Here is a 13,934-nt window from a genome sequence, read left to right as displayed (position 1 = left end):
ATACGACAACCCCACGGGAACGCGGGCGCTCGCCGACTTTGGATACGTTGGACACGTTCGTCGGATCGGCGAGGAGAAGCTCGACGATCACGGGGAGAAGACCCATCCGGCGCGACGTTGAGTGGTGGAGCGCACGATGGCGTGGTTGGCAAAGTACCGCTCGATTCTGGTGCGCTATGAGGTCAAACCGGAGAACTACCGCGGACTGGTGAAGCTCGCCTGCATCCTCATCTGGGCGCGCATCTGGCACCGGCTCAAAGCCGCGTACGCGGATTGAGATAGACTCTAAGGTTCGACCTTTTGGCGTTTGCGCCGACGACGCGAAAGCCGCACGGAGGCTCTGGCGGTCAAGGAGGAGCTCCGCAGGAAGGCTCCTTGACGGGCGGAGTTCGCGGCTACGCTGAGGCGAGAACGGAACGCCAAAACGAAACCTTCCGACCCGAACGGGACGGACGTCGCGCGGAGCGCGCCGGTTGTCCACAGCCCGCCCGCTGGACAAATCCCGCCGGTCTGATACGCTGAAACCAGGACGAACATATCCACCTATTAGCTGATGTAGCCGGCGAAAGGAACCGTTTTCTCTTGGGGATAAAATCCCCGTTCCGGCTACATCGGAGCGGGGATTTTGTTCGTCCGCATCCCGCCTCCGGCAACCGATCCCTCTCCCTCCCATCCCTTCGCTCTTCACGGCTGTTCGGCATCGGGCTTCCGCCGGACAGCCACAGAGGAGAGAAGCCCTCCCGCTCTTTGACAAAAGACAGAGGGAACGCCATGGAACGTCTGCTGACTGCATACGACGTCTGCTCGCTGTTCCAGATCAAGAAGTCCTACCTCTACGCCCTCACCTCCGAGAATCGCGTCCCGCACTACAAGATTGGCGGTTTCATCCGCTTCCGCCGAAGCGAACTCGAAACCTGGTTGGCGGAGAAGGCGCAGGGGAACGGGCGGCGCGTCGCCCGCGAACGGGAGGCGCTCCATGGCCGTCCGCAAACGCCCCGACCGCGACAGCTGGGAAGTGGATGTCAACATCGCTGGGAAACGAATCCGCGAGGCGTTCAAGACGAAGAAGGAGGCGTTGGCGCGGGAGAAGGAACTCATCGCGCAGGACGTGACCGGAACGTTCTCGCAGAACCGACCCGTCGAACTCCGCTTCCGCGACCTCGCCAAGCAGTACCTCGAATACGCCGAGGTGAACAAGGCGGAGAAAACCTATCGGGAGGACATGTGGCGCATCAACGTCCAATTCCTCCCGTTCTTCGGTTCCCACAAGCTCGCCGCGATCAACGGCCAACTCGTCGAACGCTACAAGGCGAAACGCCTCCGCGACGGCGTGAGCAACCGGACGGTCAACATCGAACTGCAGCTCCTGTCCGTCATGTTCACGCTTGCCGTGAAGCGGGACTATCTCCGAATCAACCCGATGGAGCATGTCGAGAAGCTCCGCGAACCGAAGAGGCCCAAGCGGTTTCTATCGGCGGAAGAAGTCGAACGAATGCTCTCCGCGGCGAAGGAAAGCTACCTGTATCCGCTTGTCCTATGTGGACTCCACACGGGAATGCGACCGCAGGAGCTCTACAACTTGCGATGGGAGGACATCAACTTCGACGCGAACACGATCACCGTCCAGTCGAAGGAGGACTGGGAGACGAAGACGGGCGACTTCCGCGTCATCGACATGACGCCGCGCCTGCGCGAAACGCTCCGGTCGCTTCGGTCGCTGAGCGAAGGCGACTACGTGTTCACCTACAAGGGTCGCCGGATCGAGTACGGGGTTCGGAAGGCGTTCGGGCGGATCGTGCGCAAGGCGGGCATCGAGAACTGCACGCTCTACACGCTTCGGCACACGTTCGCGTCGCACTTGGCGATGTCGGGCGTCCCTCTGATGCACATACAGCAATTGATGGGCCACACCGACTACAACACGACGTTGGTGTACGCCCATCTTTCGACCGAAAACCAGCGGGGATTCGTCAAGAATCTTCCGTTCGCCGACGGCGAAGAGGAGGAGTCCTGAAAAGGGCTCCTTTTTCTCAATGGCACCATTTTGGCACCAGGACGGGTTGATCGGAAGTTATGGCGGGAAAAAGAAATCCCGCCGAACGAGTGTTCATGCGGGTTTGAAGGTGGTCGGGGCGAGAGGATTTGAACCTCCGACCCCCTGCTCCCGAAGCAGGTGCGCTACCGAGCTGCGCTACGCCCCGACAATGCGGTCTCGCTTGGTTGGGACGGGCTCTTCCGAAGCCGTGAGCTCCTCGGAAGGTGACGTGCCGACGTGATTCCGTCGGTTCCCCATCGTGGGTCGAACGAACCCTCCCGAGATGATCATCTTGATCGCCTCGTCCGCGGGGATATCGACCCGGATCAACTCGCGACGCGGCAGCAGGAACACGAAGCCTGCCGTCACGTTCGGCGTGTTCGGCACGAAGACGGGCGTCAGTTCCTCATCGGGAATGAGGTCGGACAGCCCGTCGGACGCGACGAACGCCAGCCGGTACATCCCTTCCCTGGGGTACTCGATCAGAACCACCTCGCGGAAGAGCGTCCGATGCTGCGTCGAGAGCGACGCGATGATCTGCTGTACGACTACATACACCCGGCTCAGCACCGGGATGCGGATCATCACGCGTTCCCAGATCCGGACGAACCCGCGACCGAACAGGGTCCGGGACGTCACGCCCACTATAATAGTGGCGAGGACGCCCAGAAGCAAGGCGATGACCGGGAAGAGAAGCTCCGACCACCACCGCGACTCGATCTGAAACGTGTAGAAGATCCACTTCGTCGCGCGGTTCAGCTTGCCCCAGAAGAACCACAGGATATAGCCGACGACGATGGTCGGCAGAAGCGCCAGCAGCCCAGCGAGGAAGTAGCGCCTAATACGAGTTCGCAGAGCCGTCGATCCCATCCGGTTCCTCACCGCTGCCTGTGAACCCGTTCGGGCGAGCGACTTCGAGTCGCGCCTGAAGGACTCGGCGCGCGTCCGCATCGGTTACGTGAAACACCAGCGCTTCGTACGGGATCGACGCGCCGATGGGCGGTACTCTCCCGTAGAGCTCAACGAGCAATCCCCCGACGCTGTTCACCTCGTCACAGGGCAAGTCGGTTCCCAACAACTCGTTCAGATCGTCTATCGGCAGACTGCCTCGGAGGAGATAGGAGCCGTCGGGTTGCTCGCGGATCCCTTCCTCCTCGGCGTCGAACTCGTCCTGGATTTCGCCGACGATCTCTTCCAGGATATCTTCGATGGTGACCATGCCGGCGGTTCCACCGTACTCGTCCAGCACGATTGCGAGATGGAGTCGCTGGGCTCGGAACTCGCCGAACAACTCGTTGACGCGCTTGCTGTCGGGAACCGCCAGCACCGGCGTTCTCATCAACGAGCCGAGAGGAATGTCATCGGCTCCCCAGTGGTGCATCAGGTCCTTCAGGTGCAGGATGCCGACGATGTTGTCAACGCTGCCCTCGAACACAGGGAGTCGAGAGAAACGCGCCTCCTGAACGATCCCCAGGTACTCCGGGAACGGCGTCGCCACGTCGATGCAGACCATATCCGTTCTGGGAACCATGATCTCGTTGACCAGCGTGTCGGGGAAGTCGAGGATGCGGTGGATCATCGCGCGCTCCTGCTTCTCCAGCACGAGGTCCGCGTTCGAATCGGCGGCAGAGACCTCGTCGCGTTCTTCGACGAGCGCGCTGTCGTCGGCAGTGCTCGACGTCTCCGGGCGTTCGGAGGGTCGATCTCGCATGGCTCCAACCGCTGCGGACACCGGGAAGGTGAGCAGGCGCAGGAGTCGGGCGACTGCGGCGAAGAAACGCGCCGAGCGCCGACCCTCTGCGCGGACGAGCGCGGATCCCGCCAACTCAACTGCAAGGACGCCCACGACGGCGACGGTGGTGGTCGCGACGCCGAGCGTCGAAGCCATGTAGATCGAAACGGCGAACAGGAGGATGCGAACGCAGGTAGCTGCCGAGCGATAGGCGTGGTAGCGGCGTCGCAGTTCACGCCCGACCGGATCGGCATCCGCGTCGTGCGTCAGCAGGTCGGTCAGCGCGTCGCGTCGCGACTGTACGACGACGCTGTCGGTCGCGGCGACGATGCCCAGCGCGAGCCACGATAGCGCGATCACAGCGCGCGTCAGTGCGTCCGGCATGTCGTCTGTTCCTGCCCGTCTCCGAGCTGCTATTCGCCGCGTGCCCGAAGAGCGTCTCGCCAATCGGCGGAGGCGACGATCTCTGCGAGCAACTCCGTCTCGCGGGCGCGCATGCGCTCGTAGTCGTCGTCCGCGTCATGGTCATAGCCGAGGAGATGCAGCGTACCGTGGATCGCCAGGATCGCCAACTCCGTCTCGACCGAGTGTCCGGCGTCTGCCGCCTGGCGTTCCGCGGTCTCTACCGAAATGGCGATGTCGCCCAGTAGGTGCGGGTTCAGCCCGGCGTCAACGCCCTCTCGCATCGCGAACGCGAGCACGTCGGTAGACGCGTCGATTCCACGGTAGTCTCGGTTCAGATTCTGGATCGCTGCGTCGTCGGTCGCCAGTACGCCTACGTCCAGGTCCGGCTCGTCGGGGACCTCATGGCGCAGCACGAGCGCAACGACGCGCTCGATCAGCGTTTGCTGCCATCCTGGGTGCGACTCAGAGTCCTCGCCTGTCACTGACTCAGACGGGGATGGCATGGGGCTCTCGCGATTCATCGGCGGGCTTGGGCGGCGACGCGCCGGACGGGTAGTCGATCCGCGAATGATACATGCCCAGCAGCATGCGCTGGTAGTTGCTCGATATGACGCGCAGATCGTTCTGGGTCAGGTCGCACTCGTCGAGCTGTCCATCGAGCAGATGCTGGTTGATGATGCTCGCGACGTGGTTCTCGCAGTCGCGATGTGTCAGCCCAGGGGCATTCTTGAACCGCGCGTTCGCGGCAGCCTCGATGGAATCCGCCAGCAGCAGGATCGCGCCCACTTTGTCGTGGGGCTTGGGGCCCGGATACCGGAACTCGGCTTCGTTGACGACATCGCCGTGCGCTGCCGCCTTGTGATAGAAGAACCGGATCAGCGACGTGCCGTGGTGCTGCGGGATGAGGTCGATGATTGCGCGCGGGAGTTTGTGCTCCTTCGCCATCTCGATGCCGTCGGTCACGTGCGCGATGAGGACGCGTGCGCTGAGAGTCGGTGACAGCCGGTCGTGCGGATTGGGTCCGCCCTCTTGGTTCTCGATGAAGTACTCGGGCGACGTCATCTTGCCGATGTCGTGGAACAGCGCCCCTGTCCGCGCCAGCAGGCTGTTGGCTCCGATGGCTTCGGCGGCTCCTTCCGCCAACCGCGCGACGTTGAGGCTGTGATTGTACGTGCCGGGAGCGACCGACTGCATACGCACGAGAAGCGGGTGGTTCTGATCGGTGAGTTCCAGCAGCTCCATATCCGTGACCGTCGCTGACAGGTACTCCAACGGCGGCAGCACGCCGGGCACCGACGCGGTCACGATCAATCCAGACGCCAGCGCCCATAGCACGAGGCGCAACATTTCCTTGGTGGCGACATCGCCGGGCAGGAGCGCCACGCCGAGCACGGCGATCATCGTCGCGACCGACACCCAGATGCCGGCGTACACGACATCACGCCGATGGTGAATGTCCGACATGGCGTACGACGCCGAGAAGCCGCTGACGAGGAGCACCCACGTCTGCGGTACGCTCGTCGGCGCTGTGATGCCCGACATCATGCCCGCCGCCGCCGTGAGAAAGACGGTCACGAAGCCGCCCGTGGTGGAACCCATCAGGATGCTCGCCACGGACGCGGCGATGGAGACGGGAATGACAAGTATGGGGTAGTCCACGTCGCGCTGTCGAAGCACAACGCGGGTTCCGAAGTAGAGCAGCAGCAGGGCTCCGGCGAGGACGACGCCCAACGCAGCGATCGGACGGAAGTTGCGGGACGTGAGGCGAGGCTGCGTGCTGGCGAAGAGAGCCGTCAGGATCGCGACCATGGCGGCGAGGAGGAACGTCCCCAGCCAGAGCCCCAACGGACGCTGGTGCGTCGATCGGTACGCCACCGGAACCGACGCCGCGTTGGTCTCCTGCAAGTCGCGCGTCGCCTGCTCGTTGTAGTAGAGGTTGGGTCGGATGAGTGGGCGGCATAGGCTCTCGATCAACTCGCGAAGCGCCTCGGCTGTTTCAGGATCGATCGAGGGTCCGAAGTCGATGGCAAGCACGAGCCGAGTGACTTCGACGATTGCGTCTTCCCATACCAGCGCCTCGCGGATCGGCACGATGCGGTCATCGGGCAGGACGTGGATGGTCATGGACTCCACATCGTGCCATTGCGTCGTGAGTTCCGGATCGAAGTACGCGGCGAGCTCTGCGCGCAGGCTGCCGGCTCCGTATCCCCCGATGACCACGCCGCGAGACAGCGTGCTGGAGACGACGTCTAGCGTGTGCCGCTTGACTGCCGCGAAGTGGACGCTGTGCTCCAGCAGCGTATCGACTTCGACGTCGTTCAAGTAGTACTTCGTCAGCGGGAAGTCTTCGAGTGCTTGGGTGCGTTCTTCGATGGTGAGCCCCGGGATATCGAGGATGTCCTGGATGCGGTCGAATAGCGCCTCGGCTCGCGTGAGCTCGCTTTGGTCGAGCGTATAGACCGGGGTCGTGTTACGGCGTGCGACCTGTTGGGCGCGATCCGTCGCCGCCATGTCGGGCACGCTTCGCCGGAAGCTCGCCGGCAGCAGGACGAACGTCGTCGCGATGACTAGGACGACGCCGGCGAACCACCAAACGCCGTTCTCGCGCCTCGGCAGGAACCGTGCGATGCGAGAGTTCGCCTGTGAGGTTCTCGCGCTGGATCGGCGGGTCCACCATGCGCCAAACAGCTTAGGAAGCCGCATGGCACGCGTCCCGAGGGCAATCCGGAGGGTCGTCGGAGGAGGTCACGAGGACTCCGTTCCAGTAGACGTGAGGCGGGACGGCTGCCCGTTGTCGCTATCGGCGCCCTGCTCATTCGCAGCATACGCTTCGACGATCCGCTGCACCAGCTCGTGACGGACAACATCAGCGGTCGTGAACTGAATGATCGAGATCCCGTCGATGTTGGAGAGCACGCCCACGGCATCCACCAGACCCGAACGCGATCCCTGGGGCAGGTCGCTCTGCGTGATATCGCCTGTGACGACAGCCTTCGAGTCGAACCCTAGACGCGTCAGGAACATCTTCATCTGCGCGATCGTCGCGTTCTGCGCCTCGTCGAGCACGACGAATGAGCGGTTGAGCGTACGACCTCGCATGAACGCAAGCGGCGCGATCTCAATGACTCCACGCTCGACGTACTGCTCGACGACGCGCAACGGAAACATGTCGTAGAGCGCATCATACAGCGGGCGGAGGTAGGGATCGACCTTCGCCTGCAGATCTCCTGGCAGGAACCCGAGCTTCTCGCCCGCCTCAACGGCAGGACGAGTCATGATGATCCGGTCGACGATCCCCGCCTTGAGCGCGGATGCCGCCATCGCCATGGCGAGGTACGTCTTGCCTGTGCCAGCGGGACCGATACCGAACACGAGGTCATACGCATGAATCGCTTCGACGTACGCTGCCTGTCGGGGCGAGCGTGGCCGAATGGGTCCCCGCTTCGAACTCACCGAGAGCACGGGAAAGCCGTCGCTCGGCGACGCCGAGACGGCAGAAGGTTTGTCAACGTCCTCTTCGGTGCGTCGCTCGCTGCTTCCCGTCGAGGTCTGCGCGGCGCGGATCGCCGTGCGGACGTCCTGAATCTGCAATCGGTGACCCGCGCGGATCAGCTCCAGCAGTTCCTCGACGATGTCGACGACCGTGGCGACCGCGTGGGGCACGCCAACGACTTCGAGCGAATCGCTTCGCAGAAGCACACGCGCCTGGAATCGCTGCTCGATCAGGCGCAGGAAACTGTCTTGTTGCCCGAAGAGCTGTTGCGCTTCTGCGATGTTCTGTAAGCCAATCCGAACCGACTCATGCCGCGGCAAGCGACGCCCTTTCGGAGTCTCGAGCTCGGCGTGAGCGGTCTCAGCGCCCACGCCTTCTTGGTAGCCATTCTAGCGGACGCGGCTGGGACAAAGCAAGAATCCACGCCGATCACGGGAATGGACTGTGAGACCCCGATTGATCCCGCGGGGAGAGAGTGTCAGAATGAGTACTGGTCGGTACGATAGGGGGGTCAGCAATGGAACATCAGCAGCCAGACGAAGGTGTGCTGGGTAAGCCGTGGTTCATGGGCTTGATGCTGGTCGTGGTCGTGCTGCTGGGCATAGGGGTCTGGTGGGTGCTGTCGAACCAGTCGAAGATCGCCGACTGGCTTCACAGCGACAAGCCGCCCAAGGTCGAGAAGCCCACAGTCCAGTGATGATCGCATGATCTGCTGGGTGTCTGCCGCACCATTGCCTCGCAAAGGGGCGGCCTAGTTGTTTTTTGCCCTTCCGCCGATGAGCAATGCCTCGCCCTGGTCGAGGATGCGACGCGCTGCACCGGCGTCGCCAGAGCGGACGCGCAACGACCAACGCAACGATTGCGCCAGCCAGCACGGCGGCGCGGAGCGTCATTCGAAGCCGGATCAGGATTCGGGAACCGGCGCGAACCGCATGTTCATCACCCCGGCGAGGCTCGTCGGGTGTTCCTCGTGCGAAATGCGGATGAGGTCCCCTGCCTTCTCCGGGCGGAACCGAGCAACCCGCTTGAACGGCGCCTTGAGCGGGATGAGGCCGAAGCCCTCGGACCGGAACTTGCGCATCGCCTGCTCGGCGCCGGTTCGGATGAGCTGCCGGGCGCGCTCAGGATGCAGATGCACGGCGGGCGCGTTCCGCCTGCGGTAGGCGTCGATGGTCAGATCGTCGCCGGAACCGGGCGTCGTGCCGCGCATGACGGCGACGGTGACGATGCCGGGCGCAAGCGCCTCGGCTTCCTTCGTGAACGCCAGGTCGCCGGACCCGAAGATCGACGGGATGCCCAGTTCGGCGGCGCACATCGCCATCTGCCCGAACTCGCCGATGGACACGCCGTTGATGGACAGGTCGATGTAGTTCAGTCCCTGCGTGTGTGCTAGATGGGCGCAGTCGGTGCCGGCTTTGGCGTGCTGTCCGACGAAGATGAGAGCATCGAAGTGGCCGTCGTCGATGTGCAGGGGCCAACCCCGGGGCCAGCCCCGCATCATCTCGACGCGCGGGTCGAGCAGCTCGATGTTGATCGCGCCGCAGCCGTGTCCGTCGGCGACGAGGATCTCCGTCGCGCCGCCAGCGAAGAGGCCGTCAACGGCGGCATTGACCTCCAACGTCAGGAACTTCTGCGCCAGATCGTAATAGCGCCCCTCCGGCACGCACCAGTCGTCGAAGTCGCGCACTCCCGCGACTGCCTCCAGGTCGGTCATCACGTACACTCGCATGCGGTCGCCTCCTGTGTGCCCATGGCACGGACCCGACTCGTCGTCGCGCCATTCTAGCGGATGGCGCGGCGGCGCGGAATCCTGATGCGTCGTTGGCTCCATGTCGCGTGCAGAACGCGCCTACGGTGTGGGATAATCGACGGACTTCAGGTCGGCGCGATAGGTTAGCTGAGGAGATCAACACCATGCCCGTGTTCCGCAGTGGCAAGGGCTCCGCCTCGAGTTGGTGTGAGATGGAGTTCTTCGAGATCCTTCGTCTCGATCCGGGAACCACGCGCGTTCTGGAGCGAGTCGGCGCAAAGGAAAAGCTCATCGTCGCCGAGGGAGAGTGCCGTATCCGCTACGGCAGCACCGACATCGACGCGACGGGCTACAACAACCTCGATCTTGCCGATCCTGGCGAGCAGTTCCGCATCGACGCGCACACCACCACGGTCGCCGTCCGCATGGCGGGGCGATGGGGCGACGAGGTAGGCGGATCCGGGCTCTTCGCGGGTCGCAACTCCGACGAACCGAAGGACCCCGGCGACAAGGTCGGCTATCCGAAGCGCACGAACTTCGACTCCCACTACCACGACTGCGACGAGTACTGGATCCTGATCGACGGCAGCGGCGTCGCCGTCAGCGAGGGGAAGCGCTACGAAGTGGGCCCCGGCGACTGCGTCGCCACGGGCATGGGCTTCCACCACGACCTGCCGGTCATTCACGAGCCGATCCGCGCGGTCTTTTTCGAGACGACGCTGGAAGGTCAGAAGCGGCTTGGACACCTGTGGAACCACACGCACGGGCCCGCCCAGCCGCGAGCCGAAAGGGTGTGACATGGCGACGATCGCCGTCGTCGGCGCGTTTGACACAAAGGGCGAAGAGTACGCGTTCATCCAGCGGATCATCCGCGAGCGAGGACACGGGACGCTGCTAGTCCACACGGGCGTGTTCGAGGCAAAGGGCGTGACCCCGGATGTGTCGAACGCCGAGGTCGCGCACGCGGGCGGCGCCGACCTCGCCGACCTCCAGGCGAAGAAGGACCGCGGCTCTGCGATGAAGGCGATGAGCGAAGGCATCGCCGTCGTCCTGCGGCGTCTCTACGACGAGAGGCGATTCAGCGGCGCGATCGGCATGGGCGGAACCGGCGGAACCGCCGTTATCACTTCGGGCATGAGGGCGCTACCGATCGGCGTCCCAAAGCTCATGGTCTCGACGGCGGCTTCGGGGAACACATCCGTCTACGTCGGAACGCGCGATATCACGATGATTCCGTCGGTTGTGGACGTGGCAGGCATCAACCGCGTCAGCCGGAGCATCTTCGCGCAGGCTGCAGGCGCGATCTGCGGGATGGTCGAGACGACGGTCGATGCGCCGGCGGACGAGAAGCCGATCATCGTCGCGTCGATGTTCGGGAACACGACGGCGTGCGTCGACCGATGCCGCGAATCGCTGACCGGGCAAGGCTACGAAGTGCTCGTGTTCCACGCCACGGGAACCGGCGGCAAGACGATGGAGAGCCTCGTCGAGGACGGACTCGTCGCAGGCGTCTTGGACATCACGACGACCGAGTGGGCCGACGAGCTCTGCGGCGGGGTGTTCACGGCGGGACCGACGCGTCTCGACGCTCCCGGGTCCCGTGGCGTACCGCACCTGATCGTTCCCGGATGCGTCGATATGGTCAACTTCGGACCCAGAGACACCGTCCCGGCGAAGTACGACGGACGCCTGCTCTACGAGTGGAACCCCAGCGTGACGCTGATGCGCACGACGCCCGACGAGAACGCGCAGATGGGGCGCATCTTCGCGGAGAAGGCGAACGCCGCGACGGGACCCGTCGCGTTCCTGCTGCCGTTGCGGGGCGTGTCGATCCTCGACAGCGAGGGGCAGCTCTTCTGGTCGCCCGAAGCGGACGGCGCGATATTCGAAGCCATCCGGCAGAACGTGCGACAGGGGATTCCAGTCGTCGAGTTGGGCGCGAACATCAACGATCCGGCATTTGCCGACGAAGCGGTTCGGATGCTCTTGGGGATGATGTAGGGACGCGACGGACATCCTGCGAGGAGACAACGATGCGGATTGTGCGGGACGAGATTCGCCGGAGACTTCAGGCACACGTGGAACAGGGGCGACCGATCATCGGCGCGGGAGCGGGGACGGGCATCTCGGCGAAGTGCGCTGAAGCCGGCGGCGTTGATCTCATCATCATCTACAACTCGGGACGGTACAGGATGGCTGGGCGCGGCTCGCTCGCGGGGCTCATGCCCTACGGCGACGCGAACCAGATCGTCGTCGACATGGCGAGCGAAGTCCTGCCGGTCGTCAAGGACACGCCGGTCCTCGCCGGAGTGTGCGGGACGGACCCCTTCCGGCTGATGGGCGTGTTCCTGCGCCAGTTGGACGCCATCGGGTTCTCCGGCGTGCAGAACTTCCCCACCGTCGGACTCATCGACGGCGCGTTCCGGCAGGACCTCGAAGACACAGGCATGGGCTACGATCTGGAAGTCCAGATGATCGCTACGGCGCACGAGCTCGGGCTGTTCACGTCGCCGTACGTGTTCAACGAGGACGAGGCGCGCCAGATGGCGCAAGCCGGCGCCGATCTGCTCGTGGCGCACGTCGGACTGACGACCAAGGGAACCATCGGCGCGCAGAACGCGATGACGATCCAGGAGGCAGCGGATCGTGTGCAGACGATCCACGATGCCGCGAAGGCTGTCAACCCGGGCGTCTACGTGATCTGCCACGGCGGACCCATCTCCGAGCCGGAGGACGCCGCCTACGTGCTGTCGCACACGAAAGGCATCGTCGGATTCTTCGGCGCGTCGTCGATGGAAAGGCTCCCGACGGAACTGGCGATTACCGAACAGGTGCGGCGGTTCAAGAACCTGGCAGTCTAGACGGCTCACGGACGGGGTGAGGTGACCATGCTGAGGCTACTACCCGATGTGGGCGAGAGGCGCGACCTGCGTCTGTCGGAGGAGCGCGTCCGCGAGGCGGCGAGAACGGTTCACGAGGACGGGTTCGTCATCATGGAGGGTGTCATCGCGCCGGAGCATCTCGACGCGCTGCGCGAGAAGATGGACGCCGACCTGCAAACGCTGCTGACCGCGAAGACGCTGCCGGTGAACTTCAATCGCGGGCATCTGCAGCAGGACCCGCCGCCCTTCGCGCCGTACGTCTTCCGCGATGTCGTCGCCAATCCGTTCGCCGTGCAGGTGGCGCGGGAAGTGTTCGGGGGCGGTTTTGCCAATACGTTCTACAGCGGGAACACGAATCTGCCCGGCACCGAAGCGCAGCCCGTCCACGCGGATTCGGGGCAGCTCTGGAAGGGCATGACCGTCGGGCACCCACCGGCGCAGCTCGTCGTGAACGTTGTTGTAGAAGATGTCACCGAGCGGAACGGAAGCGTCGAGCTTTGGCCCGGGACCCACCTGATTCCAGAGGTCGGGCGTGGCGACGACATCAAGGTCGATCCGATCACGCTCGAAGCGCGGCGGCGGGCTGCGCCTCCGGTGCGCGGGAACCTCGCCAAGGGCGACATGCTGCTCCGCGACATCCGCCTTTGGCACGGCGGCACGCCGAACCGATCCGACCGCCCTCGGCAGATGATCGCGCTCATCTACACGATTGGCTGGATGGATCGCGGCCGCCCGCTGCGGTTCAACAAGGGGTGCGAGGCGGCATTCGAAGATTGCGGGTTCGACCCGAACGTCGAGTTCACGGACGAGCCCATCGACTACGTCTTCCGCAACCATCCCTATGACTATGCTGGGTGACATCTCGCTGCCCTCGCGTTGCTCGTGGTACACGCCGTGGAGCATGACGGCGCCAGGGAAAGCTGCGGGATGAGTGAAGCCCTGCGAACGGTTCGCGAAGTCCATGAGCACGCATCTGTGGCAGAAATCCTAAAGAGCGAAATCGAGGCCGATAGGAGAGTCGCCAGATGACGCAGAGAACACCGGTTCCGATTCCTGATGGAGTGCGGGTCGACAGAAACGACGACGACCTAGTGATCACCTTTCAGGACTCGTTGGGCGCACGCGTTTTCGGGGCCTTTTGGTTCTTTCTGCATGGCGGAATGGCGACGGCTCTCTGCTGGATTGCTGGCGGTGAAGCTTCGTCAACACTCAAATGGTTTGGGTGGTGCTTCACCGGTCTCGTGGGCTTAGCACTACAAACGCAGTTATGGTAGAATCGTCCGTGGAGAGCGGAGGACTTCTTCATGGACGAGAAACGTCGCACGTGGGAAGCGGAACTGATCGAAGTACATCAACGAATTGCGCGGCACTTTCGCTGATCCGAACCGCGTCTGCGGGTCTTGCGTTACTTGCGCGGGCTTCTGAGTCCGGTCGAGCGCAAGAATGGTTGGCAACTCGCCGACCATCTGGGAGAAGCGCGCCCTGATGGCATACAGCGTCTGTTGCGCGACGCGGACTGGGACGCCGATCCCGTCCGCGACGACCTTCGGGTTTACGTACTCGAACACTTCGGCTCCGAAGAGGGGGTCCTGATTCTGGAGGAAACGGGCTTTCTGAAAAAGGGGACGCACTCGGTC

General features: G+C 63.7%; 13 protein-coding genes, 1 tRNA gene and 1 pseudogene. 8 read left to right on the top strand and 7 right to left on the bottom strand.

The annotated features are described in order from the left end of the window. Nucleotides 1-771: 771 nt before the first annotated feature. A pseudogene (locus FJZ36_14255) lies at nucleotides 772-930 on the top strand (helix-turn-helix domain-containing protein). Between the two features lie 46 nt (nucleotides 931-976). Continuing rightward, the gene (locus FJZ36_14250; protein ID MBM3216065.1) at nucleotides 977-2,014 is read left to right on the top strand and encodes a site-specific integrase; all 1,038 of its coding nucleotides are present in this window, start codon (nucleotides 977-979) and stop codon (nucleotides 2,012-2,014) included. A 110-nt stretch (nucleotides 2,015-2,124) separates the two neighbouring features. Here FJZ36_14250 and FJZ36_14245 read toward each other — a convergent pair. From FJZ36_14245 to phoH, 6 genes are all read right to left on the bottom strand, one after another. Beyond that, nucleotides 2,125-2,201 (bottom strand) — tRNA-Pro (locus tag FJZ36_14245). Beyond that, on the bottom strand, nucleotides 2,192-2,986 hold the full coding sequence (locus FJZ36_14240) for a DUF502 domain-containing protein (protein ID MBM3216064.1): 795 nt from the start codon (nucleotides 2,984-2,986) through the stop codon (nucleotides 2,192-2,194). Before FJZ36_14240 ends, FJZ36_14245 begins: the two co-directional genes overlap by 10 nt. Further along, complete coding sequence (locus FJZ36_14235; protein ID MBM3216063.1) at nucleotides 2,874-4,151, bottom strand: HlyC/CorC family transporter; 1,278 nt, start codon at nucleotides 4,149-4,151, stop codon at nucleotides 2,874-2,876. Before FJZ36_14235 ends, FJZ36_14240 begins: the two co-directional genes overlap by 113 nt. 29 nt (nucleotides 4,152-4,180) lie before the next feature. After that, nucleotides 4,181-4,675 carry an rRNA maturation RNase YbeY gene (ybeY, locus tag FJZ36_14230; protein MBM3216062.1) on the bottom strand — a complete coding sequence of 165 codons (495 nt, stop codon included), beginning with the start codon at nucleotides 4,673-4,675 and terminating at the stop codon, nucleotides 4,181-4,183. Beyond that, the gene (locus FJZ36_14225; protein MBM3216061.1) at nucleotides 4,659-6,875 is read right to left on the bottom strand and encodes an HDIG domain-containing protein; all 2,217 of its coding nucleotides are present in this window, start codon (nucleotides 6,873-6,875) and stop codon (nucleotides 4,659-4,661) included. Before FJZ36_14225 ends, ybeY begins: the two co-directional genes overlap by 17 nt. Before the next feature lie 42 nt (nucleotides 6,876-6,917). Further along, nucleotides 6,918-7,985, bottom strand: a complete 1,068-nt coding sequence (gene phoH / locus FJZ36_14220; protein ID MBM3216060.1) for a phosphate starvation-inducible protein PhoH — start codon at nucleotides 7,983-7,985, stop codon at nucleotides 6,918-6,920. Between the two features lie 197 nt (nucleotides 7,986-8,182). Between phoH and FJZ36_14215 the strand changes: the two genes are divergently transcribed. Further along, nucleotides 8,183-8,362, top strand: coding sequence for a hypothetical protein (locus tag FJZ36_14215; protein MBM3216059.1), 180 nt, complete (start codon nucleotides 8,183-8,185; stop codon nucleotides 8,360-8,362). A gap of 207 nt (nucleotides 8,363-8,569) precedes the next feature. Here FJZ36_14215 and FJZ36_14210 read toward each other — a convergent pair whose 3' ends face one another. Continuing rightward, nucleotides 8,570-9,496, bottom strand: a complete 927-nt coding sequence (locus FJZ36_14210) for a hypothetical protein (protein ID MBM3216058.1) — start codon at nucleotides 9,494-9,496, stop codon at nucleotides 8,570-8,572. Nucleotides 9,497-9,579: 83 nt separating this feature from the next. Here FJZ36_14210 and FJZ36_14205 point away from each other — a divergent pair, with 83 nt between their 5' ends. The 5 genes from FJZ36_14205 to FJZ36_14185 form a co-directional block, all read left to right on the top strand. Continuing rightward, entirely contained in the window at nucleotides 9,580-10,212 is a 633-nt protein-coding gene (locus FJZ36_14205; GenBank protein MBM3216057.1) for a hypothetical protein, read from the top strand. Nucleotide 10,213: 1 nt separating this feature from the next. Next, a complete protein-coding gene (locus tag FJZ36_14200; protein MBM3216056.1) occupies nucleotides 10,214-11,416 on the top strand; it encodes a UPF0261 family protein in 1,203 nt (400 codons plus the stop codon). Between the two features lie 32 nt (nucleotides 11,417-11,448). Then, nucleotides 11,449-12,276: a phosphoenolpyruvate hydrolase family protein gene (locus tag FJZ36_14195; protein MBM3216055.1), complete on the top strand. Its 828-nt coding sequence runs from the start codon at nucleotides 11,449-11,451 to the stop codon at nucleotides 12,274-12,276. Between the two features lie 27 nt (nucleotides 12,277-12,303). Beyond that, nucleotides 12,304-13,155 (top strand): phytanoyl-CoA dioxygenase family protein, encoded by an 852-nt coding sequence (locus FJZ36_14190; protein MBM3216054.1) that lies wholly within the window; start codon nucleotides 12,304-12,306, stop codon nucleotides 13,153-13,155. A 533-nt stretch (nucleotides 13,156-13,688) separates the two neighbouring features. Next, nucleotides 13,689-13,934 (top strand): transposase (locus tag FJZ36_14185; GenBank protein ID MBM3216053.1); only part of this gene is annotated, 246 nt, incomplete at its 3' end.

Source organism: Candidatus Poribacteria bacterium (genome assembly GCA_016866785.1).
In the GTDB taxonomy this organism is placed as follows: domain Bacteria; phylum Poribacteria; class WGA-4E.
Note: the sequence above shows the minus strand (reverse complement) of the source record. Positions and strands in the feature narration are given on the sequence as shown.